Genomic DNA, 25,981 nt, shown 5'->3' with positions numbered 1-25,981 from the left:
AAAGCGCCCCCACCAAATAGGCGGGGGCGCGTTGAGCTAACGTATTGTTTTAGCGTTTACGAGGGGCCTTTCGCTTCCCTGTACCGCTCTCCGGTTTGGCCGATTCCTCACCTGCCGGTTTGCTAGTGGCAGTGGTTTTTTCACCCTTCTGCTCTGGGTCCGCTGGCGCCTTAGCAGCCGTCTTCTCGGCTTCTGGTTCAGCAGCGATTTCTTCCGGCTGAGTGGCGGCGGGCTTGGCAGCTTTCGGCTTTTCGCCAGCGTCCTTGGTCACTGGCTTGCTGGGCCTGGCCTTATCAAACAACACTTTGATCTGATCAAAGCGATCAGCGGTGTGCTCTGAAAGCTCACCACTGGCAGCAAGCACATGCTCAAGATGGCTCAGATAGCCGTCAATCTCTTCGTTGCTGTGTCCTGTTAGCAATATCGGCAGTGAGTTCAGCGCCTGCTCACGGTCCAGCTTCAAAATAAAAAACTGCTCGCGCACGAGATGCTTAAACTCACTCAGCTTGACGCCCGGCTCAAGCTCAGCGCGTGAGGCACGCAGCCGTTTGAAGTTACGTTCGTCTGTCGAGGTAGCCCCACCCAGCACATAAATCAGCGAACGCATAACCGCTTCATGAGCGCCGCCGGAGGCAATTTTATTGCGCAACTCTTCCTGGCGCTGCTCAATAAAGCGACGATGCTCAGGTTCCGCACCAGGACGACGACGGTGAACGTGCGCATCGCCATACAGGCCAACGGCCGCCTGCAAAAGGGGCTGGCCGTAGATATCCATAAACATTTTTTCAGTATTGGTGTCGCGCAGGTCGCGCATCTTGTTCAAGCTAGCGACCAGCTGGTCAGACACCATGCTTTCAAATGTTTTGAATATATTGTCTTGAGACACTGGATGGCGGTTTTTGCGCACCGCATCCGCCATTACCGGCAAAGGCACAGACAGCGGATTACGGTCAGACAACAGCTTGTAGCCCAAACGGATGGGGTGCATGCGGCGATTCCAGCGAGCAGCCTCAGGCGTTATGGTGGCTTTTAACCAGGGCTGAAGAAAGAGCCGATACAGGCCAAGGTTAATTTCTGAAATACGCGCCACGGTGGCAAAACGGCGGTCATCTTCAGGTTTATGCTTCACTTCCTGATCGAGTTCCTCGAAATTACGCGGCGTGAACTCGAGCAGATAATCGCGCTCGAAAAGCTCAGCATCTTCGCCCGTTCCAGCCTTGTTCACCGACGTTTCGTATAAACCGGGCGGCAATACGTCGATATAATCCATATTCGCCGTGAACTCAGTGTGCTCTTTACGCGACACGCTCCCTGACACAAAAATACCTAAGTGCCCGGTGGTATCATGCAAGCAGTACACGATGGTTTGTTCATTGGCGATGATGTCATCTTCATCTTCATAAAGATCGCGAATCCAGCCCAGCGCTTGCGGCGGCGGGGTTATGTCATCGCCACGCGAGCAAAATACCACTATCGGCGAGCGCACATTGCGCAGATCAATGCGACGTCCATCGTGAGTCACTAGCTGCGCGGTAGAGAGCCGATTGCCAACAAACAAATTGTCGACGATATACTGGATCTCTTCTCCACCCAAGACAACGTGACCGCCCCACCAGCGCTCGAATTCGAGGTAGCGATCCGCTTCCGTGTCGATATTGTCATAGAGGTGGTACTGCTTTTTCCAATAGGTATTGGCCGGGTTGAGGCGTTCAAAATTCTGCACCAGCCACGCGCCATCAAATTGGCCATTGCCAATATCACTGGTGAGCGCGGTAATCCAACTGCCCCCGGCCATGCCGCCGGTGTAGCGCATAGGCGCTTTGCCATGTTCGCCCGCCCAATAGGACAGTGGAGCCCCGGCAATCAAGATAGGGCCGAAAACGTCCGGCTCTAAGGCAGCGGCCATCATCAGCTGCCAGCCCGCCTGACAGTTACCCACTACCATCGGCTTTTCGGTCGTCTCTGGATGAAGCTCAATCACATGCCGGAGAAAAGCAACTTCCGACTCAACCACATCCTCAACAGTTTGCCCCGGCTCAGGAAACGGCAGAAAACCGATGAAGTAACAGGGGTGGCCCGCTTTGAGGGCCACACCCAACTCGCTATCAGGCTTAAAGCCGCCAATCCCTGGCCCATGGCCTGCGCGCGGGTCGACCACCACAAAAGGACGTTTTTGGTCATCAATTTCAGTACCTTCATGGGGCAATACACGTAATAGCTCGTAGTTGGTTGGGCGCGGCAGCGTCCTCCCGTCTACTAACACCTCGGTATCGAACCCCAGCACATTGGGCTTGGTCTGCTCCATGTGCTCAAGATATTGATTGCCTCGCTCGCGCATGACATCCAAGTACAGAACGCTGCGCTCGGCGCTGTCGCGCCAGTAATCGAACGCCGCACGGCCAAACCCGAATGGGTCAAACAGCGACGTGAGCGCTGCGCTACCGGGAAGGGTAGAGTGACTATTTTGTTGCTTCAGCCATCCGCCTGTCATAACGGAAGCGTTAAGCAATGGATTGGTGAGAAAGTTCATAGGTTCCCCCATTGGGTTGATGCACAGGCAATTGGTGCACAGGCATCAGGTCCCGAAAGCGATGATGCTGCAACGCAATATAGTTTAAGCTACTCCCCACAAAACGTCGATCATTAACCCCGACATTTCACCCCAATGCATAACCCTAGCGGATGGGGGAACGCCTCAAACATAACGCCCTACGGTGTCCCGTTATTGGCAAGATATGTTACATTAAGCGTATTAGTTTGACCGATTACCCAGCGAGCTACGTATCAATTGGCAGGTAATCAGAGAGCGGCGCATCGACTCAAGCGTCTTTCTTACTCCCTTGCCTATCGCACATCAGAGAGGCTCTGTCCCTATGAGCAATAATCCCTCGCAGCGCGTGTCTAGCGGTGAAAAATTCCGCAACGAACATGGCATGACGGTGATTAAAGATGGTATGAAACAGCGCAAAGAGCAGGCAGAGGCCCCGTCTCTTGAGCGTAAGCCGAAGTGGCTTCGAGCACAGATTCCAGGCGGCGAGCGGTTTGAAGCGGTTAAGAAAAACGTCGCCACTCATCGTTTAAGCACCGTGTGCGCTGAATCCCACTGCCCCAATATGGGCGAGTGTTGGAGCAACGGCACGGCGACCATCATGCTCATGGGTTCCGTATGCACGCGTGCCTGTCGTTTTTGCGCGGTCGATACTGGCAACCCGCAAGGCTGGTTAGACCACGACGAACCCGATAATACCGCCAAGTCGGTCGAATTAATGGGATTACGCTATATCGTCTTGACCTCGGTAGACCGCGACGACCTCGACGATGGCGGCGCCACACATTACGCCAACTGCATTCGGGCGATAAAAGCGCGCACGCCTGACGTAGTGGTGGAAGCCTTAACCCCTGACTTTGATGGCGAAACCACGGCTATTGAGCGGGTCGTCGATTCTGGCTTGCAGGTCTTTGCTCAAAACGTTGAAACCGTCGAACGACTGACCGGACGTGTGCGTGATCGGCGGGCGGGATATCGTAAAACCCTTGATGTGCTTGCCCATGCCAAACGCTACCGTCCCGATATCATCACCAAAACGAGCATCATGCTGGGGCTGGGCGAGACCGACGAAGAAATATTGCAAACCTTTGACGATCTTCGCGAAATTGGCGTGGATATCGTCACCCTCGGACAGTACTTACGGCCGACTAAAAACCACCTGGCGGTTGAGCGTTGGGTGACGCCTGAAGAGTTTGATCGCTATCGCGTGATTGGCCTAGAAAAAGGCTTTATGGAAGTACCTTCTGGCCCGTTAGTGCGCTCAAGCTATCGCGCTGACCGTGTGTTCGAGAAAAACAACCTGGGACTTGCTTCACCTGCCGCTGTTCCTGGTCAGCAGCAGGAAGCGAATCCGGATCTGATACCGGCATTAAACGTAGGCTAGGTGTCAACTCGCCACCCACTTGCCGCGTTAACGCTTGTCGCTATTAAGTAGAGACTTGGTCTAGGAAAGGACTGGCTCACTTGCAATAGCGGCAGGCTTTATAGCGGCGAGCGGTCGACTCGAAGCAGAAAACGGTTTAACTGTGCGGCTAACGCATTGGCAAGCTGCTCGCCTACCCGATGATCCCTAGGTATTGAAACAAAATCAGTCAACTTTGCCATCTGCATATCCGCATAGCCACAGGGATTAATACGCAAAAAGGGCGCTAAATCGCCGTCGACGTTTAATGCCACGCCGTGAAAGCTTGCACCCCGCCGAATACGCAATCCCAGCGAGGCAATCTTTGCCTCACCCTGCGCTGTCGCCACATAAACACCGGGGGCGTCGGGGCGCGCTCGAGCACTCACCCCGTAGTCACTCAACACCTCAATTACTGCATTCTCCAGCGCAGTAACTAAGTGACGCACGCCAATTTTGCCACGCCGCACATCCAACAGTGGATAAAGCACTACCTGCCCTGGGCCGTGGTAGGTGACTTGCCCACCACGATCGACGTGTACCACTGGGATATCGCCCGGCATGAGTAAATGTTCGGGCTTGCCCGCCTGCCCTTGGGTAAACACTGGCTCATGTTCGACTAACCAGAACTGATCCGGCGTGTTTGAATCGCGGCTGTCCGTCAGGGCACGCATCGCCTCCCAGACAGGAAGATACGCTTGGCGACCCAAACTGAGTAACTCTATGGGCACTGAGTCGTTCACGATCACACCACCATGTGAACACGACCCGTGGCCTTGAGATCGTCAAACAGCCCTTTAATGTGCCGTTCGCCGGTTGCCCTAATAACGACACGCACCGATTGGAAGCGCCCATTGCGGCTATCAACCACCTGCATCGTCATGGCATCAAAATCAGGCGCATGGCGCACGATTACCTGGCACACATGGGCCGGAAAATCCTCGGCGGCATCGCCGACGATTTTTAACGAATAATCGCAGGGAAAAGTGATTTTAGGCGGTGCTTGCACCGCTGGCTGGCGCAAATCGCGCAAGCCTTGAGGAGCATTTTTTTTCATGGCAAACCTATTTTGCGAAACAACTTACATGACAGACATACGGTGACTAATCCGTAAAACGACCAATCAAATTACTAAAAAAGCGCTGCACTTGGTCAAAAAGACGCTTGAAAAAGCCGCCCTCTTCAATATTTTCAAGGGCTACCAAACGGCGCTCTCCGACCACCTCGTCGCCTAAATGCACCTCAAGGGTGCCAACCTCGTCGCCGACGGCTACCGGCGCTTGTAGATCCGAGTTAAGGTTCAGGCGCGCGCGAAGTTCTTCATTACGATTGCGCGGCAGCGTCATAAAGACTTCTTCATCAACGCCCACCCGCAGCTCATTGATATCACCGCCCCAAACTCGCGGCGTTGCCAATACAGCCCCACGCTCGTAGAGCTTCATGGTTTCGAAAAAGCGGAAGCCGTAGCTGAGCAGCTTTTGGGTTTCTTGAGCGCGTGCTTCATCAGAATTAGTACCCATCACAACAGACACTAAGCGCATGTCGTCACGCTTAGCCGATGCCACCAGACAAAAACCGGCTTCTGTGGTCCAGCCTGTTTTCAGGCCATCCACCGACGGGTCGCGCCACAACAAGCGATTGCGGTTAGGCTGGTCAATGCCGCCATAAGAAAAGGTTCGATGGGAGTAGATTTCGTAGTGATCGGGGTAATCATTAATGATGTGCTGAGATAACCGCGCCATATCGTGGGCAGTTGAGTAGTGATTTTCGCCTGGCAAGCCGGTAGCGTTCTGGAAATTGGTATTATCCATACCCAAACGGGTGGCGTGCTGGTTCATTAGGTCCGCAAAGGGAGCTTCACCGCCTGCCAGGTGCTCTGCCATGGCGACACTGGCATCGTTACCCGACACGATGATAATACCGTGGAGCAGATCATCGACCGACACCTGCTCGCCCACCTCAATAAACATTTTCGAGCCGCCGGTACGCCAAGCATTCTCGCTAATATTAATCATATCATCGAGATTAATAGTGCCGCGATCCAGCTCGCGTTCGACCAAATAAGCAGTCATCAACTTGGTCAGACTTGCTGGGGGAAGACGCTCATCCGAGTTATGCTCAGCGAGAATACGCCCACTGTTAGCATCCATGAGTATCCAAGAACTCGCCGCTAGCTGAGGGGCTGCAGGAATTATCGTTTGCGGCTGCGGAATCACCTGAGCGGAAGCCGGAGCAGCGACCGTCACCATAGCAGCAAAAATGCAGAGGCGTGCGGAGCGGCCAATGGATGTAAACACGTTCATAACGTCAGTCTCACTTACTTGAAAGCTTATTTGCAAAAAGTAGCGACGCTTTAAACGCGCCACATGAAATAAAAAGAGGGTGAATTATCGCACAACAAAAGCCTGGGGGAACCCAGCTTGGCGCAGTGTTTCGCGTGCCTTTGCTTCTTGCCCAGGATTAAAGGGCCCAACTTGAACACGATATATATCGCTATCACTGACAATTCGCACCGCGTGTGGCTGCGCGCCCTCTAAGCGCTGTTGCAGCGTTTGCGCCCCTTCAGGATTGCCCAGGGCCGCAATTTGTAGATAAACCGCGCTCGGTGCATCGCTGCTTGATGGCGACGCCGTCATCTCACCTGCTGGTTGAGCAGGCGTTGGCGCTTTAGCGGGCGCTTCACCATTAGCCTGCTGGGCCAGCCACTGTACAGGGTTAATCGCTTCAACCTTAACTCGACCGGTACCGTTATCAAGAAACCCCAGCCGCGCCGCCGCCGCGTAGGAAAGGTCTATTTCACGGTCACTATGAAACGGCCCACGGTCATTCACTCTGACAATCACCGAGCGCCCGTTATCCAAGCTGGTCACCCGTGCAAAGGTGGGCAACGGCAGCGAACGGTGTGCGGCCGACATTTCATACATGTCGTAGATCTCACCGTTGGAGGTCGCATAGCCATGAAACTTTTCACCGTACCAAGAGGCGTTCCCCTGCTTTTCATAACCGGTTGCATCAGGCAGTACGTGGTAGGTTTTTCCCCACACTTCATAGCTAGACCGATTGCCCGCCCGAGAAGGCGCCTCAACTCGCGGTCTGGCATCAGGCACCTTGGACACATCCGGCGGCTCTAGCGGGTAGGCATCACCACTCATGGCATAGCGGCCGCCACTGGTGCCTGCGGCAGGGGAAACGGGAGCAGTGGTTTGATTAGCAGCGCTGGGCGCTTCGACCCGCTGGGCGTCATGGCTGGCACACCCACCGAGCAGTGCGAGAGTCGCGATTAACCCCCATGTCCGCAGGGTCATTATCCGCTGAGCATTGGTAAGCAGAGCCTTAGTCAGTGCGGGCTTGGTCAGCTTGGTTTTCATGCCTTATCCTCATGCAACTTATTGCGCAATTCGGCAATCGCCTCCGCCAACTCGGCTACTGCCATGGCATAAAGGTGGCTATGGTTGTAGCGGGTAATGACGTAAAAATTATACTCGCCAAGACGGTAGCGGGTTTCACCATCGGCAAATTCAAGTGCCAACGGCATCACAAGCAGTTCGTTTTCGAGAGGCTCCTTGGGAGTAATCCCATGGTCCGCTAACTGAGCAACGCTCACCTTAGGTGGCACAGTTTGATTAAATGGCAGGTCTTGCAGCGTATCAACAGGCAATACCGCCGGGCCACTGGCCTGGTGATAAATAGCCTCACCCGGCTTCCAACCATGTTCAGCAAAATAGTTAGCGACACTACCTATAGCGTCAATCGGGTTTTCCCAAAGGTCACGAAGGCCATCGCCGTCAAAATCGACGGCGTAGGCTTGATAGCTGGTAGGAATAAACTGCGGATACCCCATGGCACCCGCATACGAACCCTGCAGCTCTGAAGGGTCAACCTGCTGCTCGTACGCTATACGTAAAAATGCTGCTAGCTCGCCGCGAAAAAATGCCCCTCGCGACGGGTGATGAAACGCTAGCGTGGCCAGCGAATCCAGTACGCGATGCTGTCCTTTATGCCGACCGTAATAAGTTTCAACACCAATAATGGCGGCAATAACATCTGCGGGTACGCCGTAGCTACTCTCAGCCCGCGCAAAATCGTCGGCGTGGGCGTTGATAAACGCCACGCCTTCCTCAATACGCTGCTGGGTGATAAAAATATCGCGGTACTCATACCACCGAAGTCGCCGCTCGGCGGCTCCCTCCATGGCGTCTAGCACGCTTTGGGTATAACTCGCCTGCCCAAGCGCCTCTTCCAGCCACGCTTGCGGCATGCCCTGCTCCACCAGTTCGTCCACCAGCGCCTGGCTATCAGCATTTAGCTGAGGATCAACGTGTTGTTGTGAATCCGATGATGGCGAATCAGCAAACGACGCAGACGTTGCCAAGCACATCAATGCTGCCAATAAGTAGCGGCTTGTCTTGCTCTGAACCCTGTTCATTAACTCTCCACTCCTTGAATTACCTATGCCAGCATCGTCCATTCCCGAGTGACAAGCGCGCTAATCACGCACATTACCCTAACGCGACAGTAGCCGACGGTGGGCATGTATCGACATGAGAATACCGAAACCGGCTAACAAGGTCACGCTTGAGGTACCGCCATAGCTCACTAACGGCAGTGGCACGCCAACGACAGGCAAGATGCCGCTCACCATGCCCATATTGACAAACACATAGATAAAAAACGTTAAAATAATACTGCCTGCCACCAAACGACCAAAGGTATCTTGTGCGGTACTTGCCATCCATAACCCACGACTGACAATCAACAAATAAACGCCTAACAGCACCAACATACCGATAAGACCAAACTCTTCGCCGAGTACCGCAATAATAAAATCCGTATGCCGCTCAGGTAAAAACTCTAGCTGTGACTGGGTACCCTGAAGCCAACCTTTGCCCCATAAGCCACCACTACCGATTGCAGTGGTCGACTGGATAATGTTCCACCCTGCTCCCAAAGGGTCACTTTCGGGGTTTAAAAACGTCAACACGCGCTGGCGCTGGTAGTTATGCATATTCATCCAGAGCAGTGGCACACCCGCCGCCCCTAGCGCGCTGATAAACCCGATTAAGCGCCACGACAAGCCCGCTAATAGCAACACGATCAGAGCAGCACTGGAGACCAGCAACGACGTACCTAAATCGGGTTGAATCGCGGTTAGCACCACAGGCACACCAATAAGCACTAGACACACCACGATATCGCGCAGTCGTGGCGGCAATTCGCAGCGGTTGAGATAGGCCGCTACCATTAACGGGGCTGCTAACTTCATCATTTCCGATGGCTGAAAACGTATCACGCCAGGAATAACTAGCCAGCGTTTGGCCCCCATGCCCACATCGCCCACTACATCTACGGCAATCAGCATGATAACGCCAATGCCATAGGCCAATGGCGCAAAGCGCAAAAAGGTCGATGGCGACAACTGAGCGATAATCACCATTCCTACCAGAGCAATAAGAAAGCGCACGCTCTGGGCAATAACCGCGTCCATAGACTGCCCAGAAGCGCTATACAAAACGATTAACCCCCCGCTCATCAGCACTAGCAGCAAGCCAAGCAACCAGGGATCAAGGTGGATTCGCTCCCAAATACTTTTACGTCGGGCGATACCACTCTCGGGTGGGCGAACAGGGTGGCCACGCATTGAACGGGCTATATAATGCCACGGCATGATTTAGTTACCCTCCACGTTGGCATCATCTTCTTCTAACACTTCGCGAACTTCCTCTACGTCAGGAGCATCGTCTTCCAATAGCCAAGCATCCGTCATGGCACGCGCCAAATGAGCGGCGTGGGTACTACCGCCACCGGCATTTTCAACAATCACAGAAACAGCAATTTGTGGGTCTTCCAGGGGTGCAAAACCAATGAACAGGGCATGGTCGCGCAGCCGCTCTTCTAACTCATCGGCGTTGTAGCGCTGATCCTGGCCCAATGAGAACACTTGCGCCGTGCCTGACTTCCCCCCCATGCGGTATTCAAGGCCGACGCCCGTTCGGCGTGCCGTTCCTTCACTGCCGCTCAGGACTTTTTCCATACCGTTGAAAACGCGGTCCCACCAGCTGTCCTTGGCAAGCTGAATATCGTCTAAGCTATCGGGTAAATCCTGAGCGACTGGCGTATCGCCAATGTCATGAGCCAACCTTGGTTTAACCCAATGGCCACGATTGGCCAGCGTCGCCGTGGCGCTAGCCAGCTGTAACGGCGTTACTTGCCAATAGCCTTGGCCAATACCCACCGATAGCGTTTCGCCGGGGTACCAGGGCTGGTTGAAACGCCCGCGCTTCCAATCTCGCGAAGGCATTAACGCGCCGCTCTCGCCCTGCACGTCATGGGCCACGCGCTGGCCAAAACCAAAATTGCTCATTTGATCATGCAAATCATCAATGCCCAAATCGTGCGCAAGGGTATAAAAATAAGTATTATTAGATACTGCTAAAGCTCGCTCTAAATCTACTCGCCCGTGCCCCCAACGCAACCAGTTGCGATAGCGGCGGGAATCATTCGGTAATTGGTAATAGCCGGGGTCGTTGATGGTACTGTCTGGGGTGATGACGCCTTCCACCAAACCGGCAAGTGCCAGGAAGGGCTTAATGGTAGAACCAGGCGGATAGTGACCACGAGTCGCGCGATTAAACAGTGGTAAATCAAGGTCTTGCTGCAAACTACGGTAGGAAGCAACGTCAATTCCGGTGACGAACTGATTACTGTCAAACCCAGGCGTCGACACCATGGCAAGGATTTCCCCCGTGGCTGGGGCGATAGCCACAATAGAGCCGCGACGACCGTCAAGCAGCTCGTAAGCCAGTGTTTGCAGCGACTTATCCAACGTTAAGGTCAGGTTCTTACCCGGCACAGGGTCAGTGCGTCCCAGCTCGCGCAATACCCGGCCGCGAGCATTGGTTTCTACTTTTCGCAAACCGGCTTGACCGTGTAATTCTTCTTCGTAGAAACGTTCGATACCCGTCTTACCAATAAAATGGGTGCCTGCGTAGCGGCCCGCATCAAGGGTTTTCATCTCTTCAGCATTAATGCGACCTACATAGCCCAGCGTGTGCGCCATGATCTCAGCGTCGGGGTAAAAACGTAGTGGCTGAGCCTCTACTTCAACACCAGGCAGCCGGTGACGATTGACCGCTAGACGGGCAATTTGATCTTCGCTCAGGTCGCTAGTCAGGAGTGCGGGCTGAAAGGGGCGCTGGCGTTGCCGCGAGCGGGTGTTGAACGCCTCAATCTCCTCTTCGGGCAGCTCAAGCAGTTCGACCAGGAGCGCCAGGGTTTCGTCTAGGTCATCGACCCGCTCGCGCACAATGGTCAAGTTATAGGTCGGCCGGTTTTCCGCCAGCAGTACGCCGTTACGGTCGTAGATTAAACCGCGATTCGGCGGTAGTGGCTCGACACGGACTCGGTTATTTTCTGAGCGTGTACTGTACAAATCATGCTGAATCACTTGTAAATACACAAGACGCCCCATCAAGAGGCTGGACAGGGTCAACACGACTAAAACAGCGAGTAGTGCTCTAACACGGAAAATACGCAGTTCTTGCTCGGAGTTTTTTAGCGTGTTGGAGCGCTTGAGCATGGCAACGATGACTCTCAAATCGAACTATTAAATCAAACAAAAGGCGCAGCAGGCCTTCTACAGCGATCGCTCACCATGTCAGTCAGCCGTTAGCGGTGATAAGGGTGGCCCACCAGCAATGTCCAAGCGCGATATAGCTGCTCGGCCAGCATAATACGCACCAAAGGATGAGGTAGCGTTAGCGGGGAAATGGACCAGGTCTTTTCCGCCATCGCCGAGAGCGAAGGTTCAAGACCATCAGGGCCACCGACCAGTAAAACAATATCGCGACCGGTCATTCGCCAGGTGTCGGCTTCTTGGGCTAACTGCTCGGTGGTCCAGGGCTTTCCTTTCACTTCTAACGCCACAAGGTATTCATCACCGCGAAGCTTATCGCGAATGCGCTGTGCTTCTTGGGCACGGGCTTTGGCAATATCGGCGTTTTTGCCACGCTGACCTAACGAAATTTCTTCAATAGCGAGATTAAAATCCCGCGGGAGCCGTTTGCGATAGGTTTCCACGCCCTCTTCTACCCAGGCGGGCATTTTAGTACCTACCGCTAACAGCCGGATCCTCATGACATACTAGCCCGCTCTCTGAAGCGCTCGAGTGACGCATCGATAGCGCCTGAATCACTAGGGAGGTCTGCCCACAGCCGCTCTAAGTCGTAGAGCACGCGCGCTTCGGGCATCATTACATGCACCACAATATCGCCAAGATCGACTAACACCCAATCAGCGTTATCGCCGCCTTCTACCCCTAAAGGCCCTAGACCGGCGGCCTTGGCTTTTTCAACCACGTTTTGAGCAAGCGCTGCTACATGCCGCGTGGAGGTGCCACTGGCGATCAACATTAGATCAGTGACCTCAGTTAATTTGGCAACATCCAACTGGGTGATGTCGCGTGCTTTCAGTTCTTCTAGCGCGTCAATCGCTAGGCTTTTCAATGTATCGATGTGCATGACTCCTAAAGACAACCTCATGGGGTAATCGGCCAATAAAGCCGGCCATTGTAACGGCTTCTTTGCTGACTGCCAGCGCTATTCGCACTGCTGGTAAAGTCCTTGGTGCTGAATGGCTTGCTCGACCGCTGAAGGCATTAAATAACGCACGCTTTCGCCTGCGCTTATACGCTGACGTATGCGGGTTGCCGAGATTGCCATTAGCGATGGCAGCTCCAACGTTAGGTAGCCGCCACAGGGCGTTAACATCAACGTTTCTATACTATCGACTCTACGCTTTCCAACCAGTTCCGTTAATGCTGCGGGTAACGAATCGCTATAGCCAGGACGAGCAATCACCACTAGATGGGCCAGCTCGAATAGGCGTTCGGGCTGGTGCCATTGAGCAAGCCGTAAAAAAGCGTCAAAACCAATTGCCATGACCAAGCGCGCCTGCCCCCCATACTCGGCGCGCAGCTCAGCGAGCGTATCAGCGCTATAGGAAGGCCCTTCACGGCGCAGCTCGCGATCATCGGCGAACAACCCAGGCGTATCACCAATACCCACCTGTAAGAGCGCCAGACGCTGCTGGCCTGACACCTGAGGCCGTCCGCGGAGCGGCGGCTGCTGGGCAGGTATCAAATGCAAACGATCAAGCCCCAGCGCTTCGTGTAACTCCACCGCGCTGCGCAAATGACCTAAATGTACGGGATCGAAGGTGCCGCCCAGCATGCCGACCCGCGGCGCTAGATTATTCGCCCCTTGGCTCATTCGCGCACCTGACCGTCACCAAACACCACATACTTACGTGTCGTTAGCCCCTCTAAACCTACCGGGCCACGGGCATGCAGCTTGTCGGTTGAAATGCCAATCTCGGCGCCTAAACCGTATTCAAACCCGTCGGCAAAACGGGTTGAAGCGTTAACAATCACCGAGCTGGAGTCGACTTCGGCCATAAACCGCCGCGCGAGCGAATAATCCTGGGTGACGATAGCGTCAGTATGCTGAGAACCGTAATGTTCAATATGCGCCATTGCCTCGTCAATCCCATCGACTATTTTTATTGCCAAAATAGGTGCCAAGTATTCTGCCGACCAATCGGCGTCAGTGGCGGCCGTCGCTTGGGGCAATAGCGCCAACGTACGTTGGCAACCACGTAGTTCCACCTGGTGTTCCGCATAGGCGCGGGCAAGCTCTGGCAGCAATAAATCAGCAACCGGTGCGTCTACCAGCAGGGTTTCCATGGTATTGCAGGTTCCATAGCGCTGAGTTTTGGCATTAACCGCAATGGCTAACGCTTTGGCCGGATCAGCGGTGGTATCAATATAGACATGGCAAACGCCATCAAGGTGTTTGATGACCGGCACTCGCGCCTCACGGGAGATACGCTCAATCAGCGATTTCCCCCCGCGTGGAATAATCACGTCCACATACTCTGGCATGCTGATCATCTTGCCCACTGCCGCCCGGTCGGTCGTCGCCACCACCTGCACACTGCCGGCAGGCAACCCCACATCAGCAAGCCCGGCCTGTATGCAGTCGCTAATCGCCGCATTCGACTCCATCGCCTCAGACCCGCCGCGCAATAGGCAAGCGTTTCCCGATTTCAAACACAGGCTAGCGGCCTCCATGGTGACGTTAGGCCGCGATTCATAAATAATCCCAATAACACCAAGCGGTACGCGCATTTTACCCACCTGAATACCGCTAGGCCGATAACGCATATCGTCAATCTCGCCTACCGGATCGGGCAAGGCGGCCACTTGGCGCAAGCCTTCAATCATGCCATCAATACGCGCATCATCCAGTGCTAAACGATCCAACAGCGCACTATCCAAACCGTTTTGTCGGCCGCGCTGCAAATCCTTCGCGTTGGCCGCTAAGATACTTCCGCGTGCCGCTGCGAGCCGCTGTGCCATAGCGGTTAAGGCACGGTTTTTTAACCCCGAGTCGGCTCGGCGCAGCTCACCTGCGGCCCGCCGTGCCGTCTGCCCCAAGGATTGCATATAGGCGGCAACGTTTCCGGTAGAAAGATGCTGAAGGGCCTCGTCTTGGAACGGTGTTGAAACGCTCATGCGATCTCCATGCGTCGTCGCGCATACTCAGGTTTAAAATGCCCCTTCTAAGTGTTAGGGGATAATGCCAATTTTAATAGCGATAGGGTTGGTCCGCTTGCTAAGCAAAGTGTTTTTTACGTTTGAGCTTATATGACGCCACTTCAACGTTATACTGAAGATGATTAGAGCGCTCATGTGTGCTGTGTACGTTTGTCATTCTGCACTCGCTCGCTTGTTCCGACCCATCTGATGATTCAGGGCGAATAGTAAGCCACCATGCAAAGCAAGTACAAAATCAGACTGCTACGCGCCAATCTTCTCGCCGCTGCCGTGGCCTTGGCGCTCTGGATACCTAACTCCCCCACCGGTGCCGCTGTCGTGCTGTGGCTGGCGATTGGCTGGCTATTAGCTACCGCGCTGGTACTCGATTTTAGCCATCGCCGCTCTCGGGGGCTGCCGTGGCAAGTGGTGCCCAGCCTTCTGTTGGTGGGGTTAATCGCGGCCGACCCAGAACGGCATGCAATGTTAATCTGGGCATGGGCAGCTATGCTTATGTTGCCACAAAAACGCTGGGTAACCGTCTTTAACCTCTGTGGGGCGCTGGTTAGTTTGGTGATGATAGCCCTCATGATGAACGGCCCTGCCTTTATACTGTTGCTAAGCTCACTGCTGGTACTTGGCTTATTTGCCTTAATCCGGGCCCAGCTACTCATTGATATAAACGGCTCTATTCGCCAGCGATTACGCTTGATTCCAGGCCTTAATCTGTGGCCAGGTGAGCAGCTGTTACGCGATATTACCCGCGACCAGACCCGCTGTGAACGCGAGGGCATTCATGCTGAAGTGCTAATTCTGCACGTGAAACGCCATCAGCTTTGGCCAACGGCAAAAAAGCTGTGCGAGCTAACCTACATTTTTGAGAATGTCTATCGCCTTGATGGTACTGCCCTTGCCACCTTGATACTCTCGCGCTCACCTAGCGAAGCCGCTCAGCGGCGCAGCCTGCTGCTGGCCGACATGCCCACTAATACCATCAGCAAACACTTGGCGTTGATTGACATCAAACCAGCGACGCTCACAATGCCTGAAATATGCAAGCTACCCGTGGATAAAGAGAAGAATACCACATGACTGAGAATCGTACGCCGAAGCGTTTGATGACGCTCGCCTACGGCGTCAGCATTGCGCTAATGGCTAGCTATGCCATGTGGCTGTATGCCATGGGGGAATACCGAGACCTGCTTATCCCCTCCTTTACAACGCTACTGCTGATAGCGGCACTATTGATGCATATAGGTCAGGGGCTGGGCGCCGAACTGCCGCGTATCATTTTACTTTGTTGCACCTACGCTGTCGTCTTGGGTGCCTTCTACTATAACCCTGGTGTGCCGCCTATCTGGCTGGGTTTACCTATTACCGCTGCCTTTCTGCTCTTACCCTTATGGGCAGCGGTTTTGGTCAATCTTGCGATGGGGCCTGTGTGGTGGCTCTTTCCGGCGATTGCTAGCGCCCCGCCGACGGTCCTGCTCGGGTATGTCACCTTGACCCTACTGCTCGCCCTACCTCGCTGGGAGCATGCACGCCGCCGTGCGTTACTGCGTGCAACCGACCCAAACGACAGCGACTGCAGTGCCTACCATATAGATACGCTAAAGGAGCGTTTGAACAGTGAATACCAGCGCGCCGCGATGCTTAATCAGCCATTAGCGGTATTGGTGTTGCACCTACCACAACTGGATATGGCCCAGGAGCAGTTTGGCCCACGTGCACAGTCGGCGCTATTAGCGGCTCTTTGTAATGAAGTCAACAGCCGCTGTCGCGATCATGATGTATTGGGTAGGGCGGACAACGCCACATTTTGGCTAGTTTTGCCGGATACCAGTGAGAGCGGTGCACTACTGGTGCGCGAGCGTCTACAGCGGGTACTCTCACAGTGTGTGTTAGTAGAAACCGGCCAACTTGAAGTTCGCATTACGGCTTGCATGCCGTATCGTGCTGAGAACTTTGAGCGCTATTTAAAGCGCCTTGAAGCACGCGGCTCCGCCCTTGCCAATGCTTAGCGTTACACCCGTTTATTTTAGCACCAGTTTTAGCAGGAGACGCATGTGCCGTACGCCGATACGTTGTCTGCATTGACGCTCTCGCCCCTGCTACTACTGTGCCTGGTAATGGTGATCGCGTTAGTTGAATCGCTCGCCTTGGTCGGCCTGCTAGTGCCCGGCGTCATGCTCATAACCACGTTCGCGTCGCTGGCAGGGCACCAGGACATTGCCTTGGCGTGGCTAATCGGCGTCGCCTTTATAGGTGCCGTTATAGGCGATGGCATCAGTTTCGCACTGGGATTTCAATATCGCCAGCAAGTCACACAGCGCTGGCCACTGTCCCAACACCCAGAATGGCTGGGCCGCGGGGCTCGTTTTTTTGAGCGCTATGGTATTTGGTCGGTGTTTATCGGCCGTTTTGTGGGCCCAATACGGCCGATTATTCCGTTGGTGGCGGGCATGATGCACATGTCGCCTAGCACCTTCTTATGCGCCAACCTAAGCTCCGCGGCACTTTGGGCGCCTGCTTATATACTGCCTGGTTATTTGCTGGGGCGTACCTGGCAGCAGCATTTAAATCTACCGCCAGGGCTTGAGGCGGCGCTACTAACATTAGCGTTTATTATTATTGTCCTCGCCATTATTTTCTCTTGGGGGCGCCATCAAGCCTCGCGGCATGGCAAGCTTTACCGCGCGATTGCCGGAAGCATTCGTCGCTTACCGCTGCTACGCAGGCCCTGGCTGGCCATGAGCCAAACCGGTGATGTGCCATTGGCTTCACTGCTGCTGCTGGTACTAGCGCTAGGTAGCCTGTCCGGCTGGACACTGCTCGTGATTGCCCACCAGGGTCCGCTGGAAATAGATTTGTTCATTCAGCAACTTTCCACACGGCTGCAGAGTGATGTTTCGTACCTAGCAGGAAATGTTTTTGCACGCATAGGCGATACCCTGGGCATTATCGCTTTAACGCTGCCTTGGGCGGCTTGGATGCTGATAACCAAAAGGTGGGCGGTCTTACTGCACTGGTGTGGCGCTTTTGCTAGCGTCGCCCTGCTAAACATAGTGGGCAAGGGGCTGTTTGGTCGCGCTCGCCCCGAGACACCGGACTATCTGATGGGTTCGTACTCTTATCCCAGCGCCCATACGTCGACGGCCGTGGTGCTGTTTGGCTTAACAGCGGCGTTCGTAGCGGCCGAGATTTCCCGTCAAAAGCGCTTTTGGGTGTACTGGTTAGCACTAGCGCTTGCACTGCCCATGGCGTTATCAAGGCTGGTGGTGGGCGTACACTGGTTCAGTGACCTGGTGGGGGGCGCGTTACTCGGCTTGGTCGTCTGCGCGCTGACACGGCTTCACTGGCAACAGCAGCCTCGCTCTCCTCTTCGGCCCTGTCCTTGGCCGCTGCTAAGTGTCGCGTCGCTGGTGCTTATCAGCGCTCGCGTCGGCCTGCTGCCACCCGTTTAAAAGCCAATTAACCAAGCGCCAGCCACAGGCCTACCCCAATCATCAGTGTTCCGGCGATGCGATTCAGCAGCCGTACATTGCCGCTTTTACCGAGCACATTGCGCAGCGTTTTGCCGCCGGTGGCGTAGATCAGCATGCTGGCAAACTCAATGGTCAAAATGACCGCAATCAGCAGGCTGAGTTGCCCAGGCAGCGGGCGGCTACTGTCCAAAAAAGGCGGCAGCAGCACCATAAAAAAGGCCCACCCTTTAGGGTTTGCCACCGCAGTAACAAACCCTTGCATGGCTAACTGCAGGGGGCTAGCGGGCGGGCCCGCATCCAGCTCGCTGGGAATCGCCATGCGCCCTCGGGAGCGCCACATCATTATGCCCAAATAGCCTAAATAAGCTCCACCCACCCACTTAAACAGCACAAACAGCTCTGGCTGGCGTAGCATCAGTGCGGCCACCCCTGCGCCAGCGGCGGCAGCTACCAAGCCAACGCCCAGCAACTCGCCGATCATCATCCATAGCGTGCGCTTAACGCCTTGTGTCATCCCTAGCACCATGGCGAGCGTCATGCACATACCAGGCGTTAGAGAAACAAATAGAAACGTTGGCACAAAAACTGAGAGCGTGGCCCACGACATCATAGTTTAGTCGTCCTTTACCAAAGAGGGATTGGTCGCGTGCCCCACCTCACCCCAGCGGGGCACCAGCGAATGCTCAATTCCCAACTGATTCAGGATCCGCGCCACTATAAAATCAATCAGGTCATCAATGCTTTGTGGGCCGTGATAAAACCCGGGTGCAGCAGGCAAGATAACGACACCCAAACGGCTCAATGCCAGCATATGTTCCAAGTGAATCGGTGAAAAAGGGCTTTCCCGCGGCACCAGCACCAGCGTTCGACGCTCTTTAATCGCCACGTCAGCGGCGCGCTCGATCAGGTTATTGCTGGCCCCCGTGGCCACCGCTGAAAGCGTCCCGGTCGAGCACGGACACACCACCATGGCAGAAGGAGCGCCCGAGCCTGACGCTACCGGCGCCATCCAGTCTTCGCGGCCAAAGCAGCGAATCTGACCGGGTCGCGCCCCACTGCGCTCGCTCAATGCTTCCACCAATCGCTGGGGCTGCGCGGGTAGCGAAAAGGCGGTTTCCGTGGCGATAACCATGTGCGCCGCTTTCGATATCATCACCCACACCTCATGACCGGCGGTGACCAAGACATCGATCAGGCGTAAGCCGTATTGCGCCCCGGAGGCGCCGGTGAGCGCCACGGTAATCGGCTTTTTGAACGAGGCATCTGCTCTCTCTGTCACGCTCGGCCCTCCTTGGCTAACGCTAACGCGGCGAGCAAGCGTTCGTGCACGCCCTCAAAGCCGCCGTTGGACATCACCACAATGCGGTCTAACGGTGACGCTTGAGTAACCACTGCCGCCACCAACGTATCAATGTCGCTAAACAGCTGGGCATGCGCCCCTTGCTTGGCAACCAGCTCGTCCATCGACCAGTCAAGCCCGGCAGGCTGAAACCAAAACACGCCATCAGCGTCAGCGACGCTCCCGATCAAGCGCTCGCGCAGGGCGCCTAATCGCATAGTGTTGGAACGCGGCTCAATAACCGCCAGCAAGCGCCCTTTGGTCGTCGCCGCACGTAGCCCTTTCAGCGTGGCGGCAATTGCCGTGGGATGGTGGGCGAAATCATCAATGACCTGAATGCCGTTAATCTCACCGCGCACTTCCTGACGCCTTCTGGGCGTTTCAAAGCGCGCCAGCGCGGCACAACCGCGTGCTAAATCAACCCCACACAGATGCGCCGCCGCCAGTGCCGCCAGCGCATTGTGGGCGTTGTGCTCGCCGGTAAGCGACCACTCAACAACCCCATCTTCACCCTGACTATTTCCGGGTTCCTCGCCGTTATAAATAACCTGGAAGCGACTGGCATCGTCACGCTCTAGCCTAAGTTGCCATGCACTTGCGGCCTGGTCGCCAAAGTGCACTACCGGCGTCCAAACGCCCTGTGCAAGCACTCGCTCTAAGGCAGGCTGATTATCAGCAACTAATAAGCGGCCTTGGCTCGGCACGGTGCGCACCAAATGATGAAACTGGCGTTCAATAGCGGCTAGATCAGGGAAAATATCGGCGTGGTCGAACTCAAGATTGTGAAGGATGGCGATATGCGGGCGGTAGTGAACAAACTTGGAGCGCTTATCGAAGAAGGCCGTGTCGTACTCGTCGGCTTCAACCACGAACGGCGCTTGGGGATCCCCTAGCCGGGCCGATACGCCAAAATTACGCGGCACGCCGCCGATTAAGAACCCTGGCGCGAGCCCTGCACTCTCAAGCAGCCAAGCCAACACGCTCGCGGTGGTGGTTTTGCCGTGAGTGCCCGCCACAGCAATCACCCGCCGACCCGGCAATACGTGTTCCGCCAGCCACTGCGCTCCCGATGTATACGGCAGGCCGCTATCAAGTAGCGCTTCAACCTCGTCATTACCCCGCGACAAGGCATTGCCTACTACGACAAGATCCGGCCCTGGCGACAGATTCTCGGCGTGGTAGCCCTCCATCAAGGTGATGCCCGCATCAACCAACTGGCTACTCATCGGTGGGTAAACATGCTGGTCAGAGCCGCTCACACGATGCCCTAACTCCCGCGCCAACAGTGCCAGGCTGCCCATAAAGGTGCCGCAGATACCAATAATATGTAGATGCATGGCTCTCGCCCCTTCAATCGCCGGTAAGCTAATTTACTAAAAGCCAAAAAAATGGCGTAAAAATAGCCAAATGGTTTAAAAATAGCTAAGCAGCCTAGCATGTTGACTCTATTTGCTCATCTACTCATCGCCATAAACGGTGACAAAGCGCCCCTCAAGTGACAAATCCCTTGAGTTGTTGCAGGATGCGACCACTGTTTATTAATAGTGGCTATCTCCTTCTTCCCACTCGTTACGCTGATGTAAGCCAATATCTCAGCACAGGAGCCTTTCAATGCGCATTGTAATTCGCTATTTCTTTCGTGGTGTTCGCTTGTTGCTCGCCCCGGTTATGCTGATTTCCGAGAAGCTCTCTACTCCTAAATCCGTTGAGCGTACGGCTGAAGAACAGGCCAAGGTGGATCAAGAGTGCCAGAAGCTTGCACTGTACCAATTCCGCACCTGCCCTTTTTGTATCAAAGTACGTAAAGAGATGGCGCGCTTAGGATTAAACATTGAGCGACGCGATGCCCAGCTCGACCCTGACCACAAACAAGCGCTGTTGGAAGGCGGCGGCAAAGTCAAAGTGCCCTGTTTAAAAATTACCCATGATGATGGGAGCGAGGAGTGGATGTACGAGTCAGATACCATTATTGCGTGGCTGCACAAGCAGTTTGGCTAAGCAACCTATGAGCAATAAGGAGATTACTGGAGCCTCATCACCAGGTCGGCGGGCGTCGACCTGGCCGTTTAGTACTCTATTTTTTGTGCCTCCACATCGAACGACACATCAATCTCAATGCCCTCTTCCTGGCTTGGTGGTTCACCTAGCTCGATTTGCAGCGCCAGCAGCCCTTCTATCTTCCCAGCCACGTGAATCATATGGTTGGTACGTTCATAGTCAGTTAGCGTTACTGCAACATTTCCGCCTTCAGAGGTGAATAGCGGTGGGGAAATAGAAGCCCCGATAGGGTGCAGTACCACCGCATTGCTCAACTGCGCTTCGTTGACGGTCAGGCTAATCAAGAGCGCCTCTTCGCCTTCCCACACTTCATCATCAACAGAGCCAGTGATATCAATATTGATGTCGTCGCCAAGCTCTACGAATGAGGCATTTGAGTCATTGCCACGACTTAAAATAAACCACTCACGTCGTTCACCATCCAACGAACCTGCTATTTCAGGGGTTGGTTGATCCACGGGCTCGGCGGCAAAACCACTGAGAGGTAGCCAAGAAGCGAATAACGCCATCCCAATTTGTTTCCACATGCGGTGTCTCCCATCGGCTTTACTGGCTTTCTGGACTACTACTTTAGTCTAAAACCGAACGCCTAGTATGCCGCTATTAGCCCTGTCATTTAGCAGACGAATGATGCCTGTCATTATTTCGATTGTATGTCGCGATAGGCACTCTCTATGTTGTTAGCCTAAGCTATAGGCGTATGTTGTAAACACAGCTTACCAGCTGACCGTGTCTGTTTTACTGGCATTTTCTGCATTTTACGCAGGAGGTCGCCAGTAAAATGAACAATAAACAACGACCCAAGGGAACAAATATGACGCTCAAGAAGACCTTACTGGCTTCCGTTATTGGTGCAGTGTTTGCCGGATCCATACTGATCCCGATGGCCGCAAGCGCTGAAACTCTGCGTATTGGTTATTCTGCTGACCCAGAAACCCTCGATATCCATGAGCAGCTTTCTGGCGGCATGCTGCGTTTCTCTCACCTAGCGTTCGATCCGCTCATACGCTGGACAAAAGATTTTCAGTTTGAGCCGCGCTTAGCCACCGATTGGGAGCAGATCGACGAAACCACTATGCGCATGACACTGCGCGAAGGCGTTACTTTCCATTCAGGTAACGAATTTACCGCCAAAGACGTGGTGTGGACCATTGAGCGTTTAAAAGAGAGCCCTGACTATCGGGCTATTTTTGAGCCGGTAGCCAGCGCCGAAGCCATTGACGACTACACCGTTGAAATCGTCACCAGCGAACCTTACCCGCTGCTGCTCAACCTGGCTACCTACATTTTCCCGATGGATAGCGAATTCTATACCGGTGAAACCGACGACGGCAGCGACAAAACTGAAATAGTTAAAGCTGGCAACTCCTTTGCTTCGCGCAACGTATCCGGCACCGGTCCGTTTATCGTCACCGACCGTCGCCAGGGCGTACGGGTTGATTTTGAACGCTTTGAAGATTACTGGGATACCGAAAGCGAAGGTAACGTCTCCAAAATCGTGTTAACGCCCATCGCAGAGAACGCCTCACGAGTAGCCGCCCTGCTCTCAGGTGGCGTTGACTTCATTGACGCCGTTCCGCCCAACGATTTGGAACGCGTACGCGAGGCCGATGACGTCAATCTAGTAACGGTTGACGGTACACGCATTATTGGTTTCCAAATGAATGAAGAGCGCGTCGAGGCTTTCCAGGATCCTCGCGTTCGCCAAGCGGTTGATCTAGCTATTAACCAAGAGGCGATTGCCGACCGCTTAATGCGTGGCTTTGCGAACCCTGCAGGGCAATTCTCGCCTGAAGGCTACTCCGGCCATAACCCGGATTTAACGCCGCGCTACGACATTGAGCTTGCCCAAGAGCTGATGGCCGAAGCGGGCTACGAAGACGGCTTCAGCGTTGAAATGATTGCCCCGAATAACCGCTACGTGAACGATGCCCAAATCGCTCAAGCGGTATCGAACATGCTGGCCCAAATCAACATTGACGTTGATCTACGTACCATGCCTCTGGCGCAATATTGGCCTGAGTACGATACCCGCCAATCCGATATGGCAATGATCGGCTGGCATGCTGATACTGAAGACACCGCTAACTTCTTCCAGTATCTTTCCTTCTGCATTGATGAAGAGACCGGAGCGGGTCAATACAACTACGGTAACTACTGTAACGAAGAGATCGACGCTCTGGTTACCGCCGCGGATAGCGAAACCGATTTGGAAAAACGCAACGAAATGCTGCGTGAAGCCGAAGCCATGCTCTACGAAGACGTCGGCTATATCATGCTGCATTGGCAGAACCTTGCCTACGCTGCTGCCGACGGGGTGAATATTGAGCCGGTGGTCAATGCCCTTGATTTCCCGTACTTGGGCGATCTAGTGATTGAAAGCAGCGATGACTAAACTAGCCAACGCTTATTAGTCATTGAACTGAGAGAGTTAGCTGCTCAGATGCTTCGCTCCCTAAGTAATTAGGGAGCGAAGATTTTTGTTTGCATTTCGGGTTGAAGAGAACACTGCACAACATTCCCCCTGCTCCCTTTGTTGAACCCTTCATATAGGTGGCGTACGCCATGATTGCCTTTTTAATCAAGCGGCTGATGCACGCGATATTGGTGATGTTTGTCATCAGTGTGCTGGCCTTCGCCATCCAGGATAGCCTGGGTGACCCCGTACAGCAGATGGTCGGCCAGTCGGTGCCAGAAAGCGAACGTGAAGAAATTCGCGAACGCTTTGGCCTGAATGACCCCTTCCTGGTGCAGTACGTTCGCTTTGCTAAAAACGCCGTACAAGGTGATTTTGGTTTCTCCTACTTCTACCGTGAACCGGCGTTAGACGTCATTGCTCGTCACTTGCCAGCGACGCTAGAGCTAGTGTTTGCGTCAACGCTGATCATTGTGCTGTTTTCAGTACCGATTGGCGTGTACAGCGCTATTAAACCGCGCTCACCGATTTCACGACTCTTCATGGGCGTATCGATTATCGGCATTTCCATTCCGGTATTCCTGACCGCCATCGTGTTGATTCAAATTTTCGCCATTGGCGTTACCGTTACGCTGTTCCCCGAAAGCACCGGCTGGGGCGCGTGGTTAAATGATTTCTTCTCGACCGAAGGTAGTATGCCCTCCTTTGGCCGCGGCTATGACTTGGTTAACGTAGTAGGCAACTGGGATACTAATTTAGCCACCTGGAATGGCCTGCAACACTTAGTACTACCGGCGGTCTCGCTGGCCTCTATCATGCTACCGCTGTTCATTCGCCTGATCCGCGCTGAAATGATGGAAGTGCTGCAGTCGGAGTATGTGAAATACGCTCGGGCCAAAGGCATTTCCATGCGCCGGGTGTATTTTGTTCATGCCCTTAAAAACACCATGCTGCCGGTGATTACCGTGGGCGGCGTGCAAATTGGCACCATGGTGGCCTACACCATTTTGACCGAAACCGTTTTCCAATGGCCGGGCATGGGCTTGATGTTTTTGGATGCGATTAATCGTGCTGATATTCCGCTCATCGTCTCCTACCTGATGATTGTCGGCGTCATATTTGTGGTCACCAATACGATCGTGGATCTGATCTACGGCATGGTGAACCCCACCGTTAAACTGACTGGGAAGCCCGCATGACAACGACGACCAATGCTTCACCCAGCCGCTGGGACCGCCTGCGCGACTCTTACATGTGGTACAGCTTTAAACGTGACCGCACCGCCCAGCTCTGTCTGGCCGTGTTTATTTGCATGGTCATTACTGCCTTTGCCTCACCGCTGATAGCGCCAACCAATCCTTACGACCTTGCTCAGATTGACATCATGTCATCTGAATTGCCGCCCTTCTGGATTGACGGCGCCGATGATCGCTATGCCTTGGGTACCGATGCTCAAGGGCGCGACTTATGGTCGATTGTGCTGTATGGGACCCGCGTCTCGCTGTTAATTGGTTTTGGCGCAGTGTTTTTGCAATCGTTACTTGGGGTTACTTTTGGCCTGATGGCGGGCTATCTGGGCGGTCGTGTCGATACGATTTTGATGCGTCTAGCGGACATTCAGCTGTCGTTCTCGACACTAATGGTCGCTATTGTGGTGGGCGCCCTGGTCAAAGCGACCATGGGCAGCGCCTTCTATAGCCAATACGCGGTAATGATGCTGATACTGATTATCGGCCTGGCCGAATGGCCGCAATATGCGCGTACCGTGCGCGCCTCAGTGTTGGCTGAGAAAAACAAAGAGTACGTTGATGCGGCCCGGGTGATGGGGCTGCGCAGCAAACGGATTATGTTCCGCCACGTGCTGCCCAACACCATGTCTCCAATCTTTGTTATCTCCACCGTGCAGATTGCCAACGCGATTATTTCAGAGGCAGCGCTGTCATTTCTGGGACTGGGGATGCCCGAGACACACCCGTCGCTGGGCTCATTGATCAAATCGGGTTTTGACTATATCCAGTCCGGATCCTGGTGGATCACTTTGATTCCAGGGGCGGTACTCGTCGTGCTGGTATTGTCGATCAACTTACTCGGCGATTGGCTGCGAGATGTCATGAACCCACGACTCTACAAAGGCTGAGGACA

24 protein-coding genes are annotated in these 25,981 nt (G+C 54.2%); 8 read left to right on the top strand and 16 right to left on the bottom strand.

All coding sequences use genetic code 11. The features are described 5' to 3' along the window. Nucleotides 1-49: 49 nt before the first annotated feature. Nucleotides 50-2,530: a DUF3141 domain-containing protein gene (locus RZA33_RS12770; protein ID WP_317508103.1), complete on the bottom strand. Its 2,481-nt coding sequence runs from the start codon at nt 2,528-2,530 to the stop codon at nt 50-52. 343 nt (nt 2,531-2,873) lie between these two features. On the opposite strand from RZA33_RS12770, the gene lipA reads away from it, so the two are divergent. After that, nucleotides 2,874-3,932, top strand: coding sequence for a lipoyl synthase (gene lipA, locus RZA33_RS12765; protein WP_317508102.1), 1,059 nt, complete (start codon nt 2,874-2,876; stop codon nt 3,930-3,932). 98 nt (nt 3,933-4,030) lie between these two features. Here the strand turns inward: lipA and lipB are convergent, their stop codons facing one another. The 11 genes from lipB to RZA33_RS12710 form a co-directional block, all read right to left on the bottom strand. Further along, nucleotides 4,031-4,693, bottom strand: a complete 663-nt coding sequence (gene lipB / locus RZA33_RS12760) for a lipoyl(octanoyl) transferase LipB (protein ID WP_317508101.1) — start codon at nt 4,691-4,693, stop codon at nt 4,031-4,033. Nucleotides 4,694-4,695: 2 nt separating this feature from the next. Next, nucleotides 4,696-5,007, bottom strand: coding sequence for a DUF493 domain-containing protein (locus RZA33_RS12755; RefSeq protein ID WP_317508100.1), 312 nt, complete (start codon nt 5,005-5,007; stop codon nt 4,696-4,698). Nucleotides 5,008-5,053: 46 nt separating this feature from the next. After that, entirely contained in the window at nt 5,054-6,253 is a 1,200-nt protein-coding gene (locus RZA33_RS12750; RefSeq protein WP_317508099.1) for a D-alanyl-D-alanine carboxypeptidase family protein, read from the bottom strand. Nucleotides 6,254-6,337: 84 nt separating this feature from the next. Continuing rightward, entirely contained in the window at nt 6,338-7,255 is a 918-nt protein-coding gene (locus RZA33_RS12745; RefSeq protein ID WP_317508125.1) for a septal ring lytic transglycosylase RlpA family protein, read from the bottom strand. A 59-nt stretch (nt 7,256-7,314) separates the two neighbouring features. Continuing rightward, nucleotides 7,315-8,376, bottom strand: coding sequence for a lytic murein transglycosylase B (gene mltB / locus RZA33_RS12740; protein ID WP_317508098.1), 1,062 nt, complete (start codon nt 8,374-8,376; stop codon nt 7,315-7,317). Between the two features lie 78 nt (nt 8,377-8,454). Then, a complete protein-coding gene (gene rodA, locus RZA33_RS12735) occupies nt 8,455-9,615 on the bottom strand; it encodes a rod shape-determining protein RodA (RefSeq protein WP_317508097.1) in 1,161 nt (386 codons plus the stop codon). Nucleotides 9,616-9,618: 3 nt separating this feature from the next. Then, complete coding sequence (gene mrdA / locus RZA33_RS12730) at nt 9,619-11,526, bottom strand: penicillin-binding protein 2 (RefSeq protein WP_317508096.1); 1,908 nt, start codon at nt 11,524-11,526, stop codon at nt 9,619-9,621. Between the two features lie 89 nt (nt 11,527-11,615). Further along, nucleotides 11,616-12,083 (bottom strand): 23S rRNA (pseudouridine(1915)-N(3))-methyltransferase RlmH, encoded by a 468-nt coding sequence (gene rlmH / locus RZA33_RS12725; RefSeq protein ID WP_317508095.1) that lies wholly within the window; start codon nt 12,081-12,083, stop codon nt 11,616-11,618. Next, nucleotides 12,080-12,466, bottom strand: coding sequence for a ribosome silencing factor (gene rsfS, locus RZA33_RS12720; RefSeq protein ID WP_317508094.1), 387 nt, complete (start codon nt 12,464-12,466; stop codon nt 12,080-12,082). The genes rlmH and rsfS overlap by 4 nt, the downstream gene beginning before the upstream one ends. A 78-nt stretch (nt 12,467-12,544) precedes the next feature. Then, entirely contained in the window at nt 12,545-13,216 is a 672-nt protein-coding gene (gene nadD, locus RZA33_RS12715) for a nicotinate-nucleotide adenylyltransferase (protein WP_317508093.1), read from the bottom strand. Beyond that, nucleotides 13,213-14,520, bottom strand: coding sequence for a glutamate-5-semialdehyde dehydrogenase (locus RZA33_RS12710; RefSeq protein WP_317508092.1), 1,308 nt, complete (start codon nt 14,518-14,520; stop codon nt 13,213-13,215). The genes nadD and RZA33_RS12710 overlap by 4 nt, the downstream gene beginning before the upstream one ends. Before the next feature lie 258 nt (nt 14,521-14,778). Here RZA33_RS12710 and RZA33_RS12705 point away from each other — a divergent pair, with 258 nt between their 5' ends. From RZA33_RS12705 to RZA33_RS12695, 3 genes are read left to right on the top strand one after another with little or no spacing between them, the layout of a single operon-like run. Next, entirely contained in the window at nt 14,779-15,633 is an 855-nt protein-coding gene (locus RZA33_RS12705; RefSeq protein WP_317508091.1) for a hypothetical protein, read from the top strand. Then, a complete protein-coding gene (locus RZA33_RS12700) occupies nt 15,630-16,562 on the top strand; it encodes a diguanylate cyclase domain-containing protein (protein WP_317508090.1) in 933 nt (310 codons plus the stop codon). The genes RZA33_RS12705 and RZA33_RS12700 overlap by 4 nt, the downstream gene beginning before the upstream one ends. A gap of 45 nt (nt 16,563-16,607) precedes the next feature. Next, entirely contained in the window at nt 16,608-18,005 is a 1,398-nt protein-coding gene (locus tag RZA33_RS12695) for a bifunctional DedA family/phosphatase PAP2 family protein (protein WP_317508089.1), read from the top strand. A gap of 7 nt (nt 18,006-18,012) precedes the next feature. Here RZA33_RS12695 and RZA33_RS12690 read toward each other — a convergent pair whose 3' ends face one another. Genes RZA33_RS12690 through mpl form a run of 3 tightly spaced genes read right to left on the bottom strand, consistent with a single transcriptional unit; the run spans nt 18,013 to nt 20,702 of the window. Further along, complete coding sequence (locus RZA33_RS12690; protein WP_317508088.1) at nt 18,013-18,636, bottom strand: LysE family translocator; 624 nt, start codon at nt 18,634-18,636, stop codon at nt 18,013-18,015. A 3-nt stretch (nt 18,637-18,639) separates the two neighbouring features. After that, entirely contained in the window at nt 18,640-19,305 is a 666-nt protein-coding gene (locus tag RZA33_RS12685) for a flavin prenyltransferase UbiX (protein ID WP_317508087.1), read from the bottom strand. Continuing rightward, on the bottom strand, nt 19,302-20,702 hold the full coding sequence (gene mpl, locus RZA33_RS12680; protein ID WP_317508086.1) for a UDP-N-acetylmuramate:L-alanyl-gamma-D-glutamyl-meso-diaminopimelate ligase: 1,401 nt from the start codon (nt 20,700-20,702) through the stop codon (nt 19,302-19,304). Before mpl ends, RZA33_RS12685 begins: the two co-directional genes overlap by 4 nt. Before the next feature lie 274 nt (nt 20,703-20,976). Here mpl and RZA33_RS12675 point away from each other — a divergent pair, with 274 nt between their 5' ends. Beyond that, entirely contained in the window at nt 20,977-21,363 is a 387-nt protein-coding gene (locus tag RZA33_RS12675) for a glutaredoxin family protein (protein WP_317508085.1), read from the top strand. A 68-nt stretch (nt 21,364-21,431) separates the two neighbouring features. Here the strand turns inward: RZA33_RS12675 and RZA33_RS12670 are convergent, their stop codons facing one another. Further along, the gene (locus RZA33_RS12670; protein ID WP_317508084.1) at nt 21,432-21,950 is read right to left on the bottom strand and encodes a hypothetical protein; all 519 of its coding nucleotides are present in this window, start codon (nt 21,948-21,950) and stop codon (nt 21,432-21,434) included. A 287-nt stretch (nt 21,951-22,237) separates the two neighbouring features. Between RZA33_RS12670 and RZA33_RS12665 the strand changes: the two genes are divergently transcribed. The 3 genes from RZA33_RS12665 to RZA33_RS12655 all read left to right on the top strand — a co-directional run bounded on the left by RZA33_RS12665 (nt 22,238) and on the right by RZA33_RS12655 (nt 25,976). After that, nucleotides 22,238-23,818, top strand: coding sequence for an ABC transporter substrate-binding protein (locus tag RZA33_RS12665; protein ID WP_317508083.1), 1,581 nt, complete (start codon nt 22,238-22,240; stop codon nt 23,816-23,818). A 170-nt stretch (nt 23,819-23,988) separates the two neighbouring features. Then, nucleotides 23,989-25,038: an ABC transporter permease gene (locus tag RZA33_RS12660; RefSeq protein WP_317508082.1), complete on the top strand. Its 1,050-nt coding sequence runs from the start codon at nt 23,989-23,991 to the stop codon at nt 25,036-25,038. Beyond that, a complete protein-coding gene (locus RZA33_RS12655; protein WP_317508081.1) occupies nt 25,035-25,976 on the top strand; it encodes an ABC transporter permease in 942 nt (313 codons plus the stop codon). The genes RZA33_RS12660 and RZA33_RS12655 overlap by 4 nt, the downstream gene beginning before the upstream one ends. The last annotated feature ends 5 nt before the right edge of the window (nt 25,977-25,981 follow it).

Origin of the sequence: Halovibrio sp. HP20-59, from assembly GCF_033052795.2 — a bacterium.
Classification (GTDB): Bacteria; Pseudomonadota; Gammaproteobacteria; order Pseudomonadales; family Halomonadaceae; genus Vreelandella.
The sequence above is the reverse complement of the archived record's forward strand: the minus strand, read 5'-3'. Positions and strand labels throughout refer to the sequence as shown.

Excerpts from the sequence above, each read along its gene's own strand:
- mrdA (WP_317508096.1), bottom strand. The coding sequence starts at position 11,526 with ATGCTCAAGCGCTCCAACACGCTAAAAAACTCCGAGCAAGAACTGCGT.
- rsfS (WP_317508094.1), bottom strand. The coding sequence starts at position 12,466 with ATGCACATCGATACATTGAAAAGCCTAGCGATTGACGCGCTAGAAGAA.
- RZA33_RS12700 (WP_317508090.1), top strand. The coding sequence starts at position 15,630 with ATGACTGAGAATCGTACGCCGAAGCGTTTGATGACGCTCGCCTACGGC.
- RZA33_RS12690 (WP_317508088.1), bottom strand. The coding sequence starts at position 18,636 with ATGATGTCGTGGGCCACGCTCTCAGTTTTTGTGCCAACGTTTCTATTT.
- rodA (WP_317508097.1), bottom strand. The coding sequence starts at position 9,615 with ATGCCGTGGCATTATATAGCCCGTTCAATGCGTGGCCACCCTGTTCGC.
- RZA33_RS12665 (WP_317508083.1), top strand. The coding sequence starts at position 22,238 with ATGACGCTCAAGAAGACCTTACTGGCTTCCGTTATTGGTGCAGTGTTT.
- RZA33_RS12755 (WP_317508100.1), bottom strand. The coding sequence starts at position 5,007 with ATGAAAAAAAATGCTCCTCAAGGCTTGCGCGATTTGCGCCAGCCAGCG.
- RZA33_RS12705 (WP_317508091.1), top strand. The coding sequence starts at position 14,779 with ATGCAAAGCAAGTACAAAATCAGACTGCTACGCGCCAATCTTCTCGCC.
- RZA33_RS12655 (WP_317508081.1), top strand. The coding sequence starts at position 25,035 with ATGACAACGACGACCAATGCTTCACCCAGCCGCTGGGACCGCCTGCGC.
- RZA33_RS12660 (WP_317508082.1), top strand. The coding sequence starts at position 23,989 with ATGATTGCCTTTTTAATCAAGCGGCTGATGCACGCGATATTGGTGATG.
- RZA33_RS12770 (WP_317508103.1), bottom strand. The coding sequence starts at position 2,530 with ATGAACTTTCTCACCAATCCATTGCTTAACGCTTCCGTTATGACAGGC.
- lipA (WP_317508102.1), top strand. The coding sequence starts at position 2,874 with ATGAGCAATAATCCCTCGCAGCGCGTGTCTAGCGGTGAAAAATTCCGC.
- RZA33_RS12750 (WP_317508099.1), bottom strand. The coding sequence starts at position 6,253 with ATGAACGTGTTTACATCCATTGGCCGCTCCGCACGCCTCTGCATTTTT.
- RZA33_RS12675 (WP_317508085.1), top strand. The coding sequence starts at position 20,977 with ATGCGCATTGTAATTCGCTATTTCTTTCGTGGTGTTCGCTTGTTGCTC.
- mltB (WP_317508098.1), bottom strand. The coding sequence starts at position 8,376 with ATGAACAGGGTTCAGAGCAAGACAAGCCGCTACTTATTGGCAGCATTG.
- RZA33_RS12670 (WP_317508084.1), bottom strand. The coding sequence starts at position 21,950 with ATGTGGAAACAAATTGGGATGGCGTTATTCGCTTCTTGGCTACCTCTC.
- RZA33_RS12745 (WP_317508125.1), bottom strand. The coding sequence starts at position 7,255 with ATGACCCTGCGGACATGGGGGTTAATCGCGACTCTCGCACTGCTCGGT.
- nadD (WP_317508093.1), bottom strand. The coding sequence starts at position 13,216 with ATGAGCCAAGGGGCGAATAATCTAGCGCCGCGGGTCGGCATGCTGGGC.
- mpl (WP_317508086.1), bottom strand. The coding sequence starts at position 20,702 with ATGCATCTACATATTATTGGTATCTGCGGCACCTTTATGGGCAGCCTG.
- RZA33_RS12710 (WP_317508092.1), bottom strand. The coding sequence starts at position 14,520 with ATGAGCGTTTCAACACCGTTCCAAGACGAGGCCCTTCAGCATCTTTCT.
- rlmH (WP_317508095.1), bottom strand. The coding sequence starts at position 12,083 with ATGAGGATCCGGCTGTTAGCGGTAGGTACTAAAATGCCCGCCTGGGTA.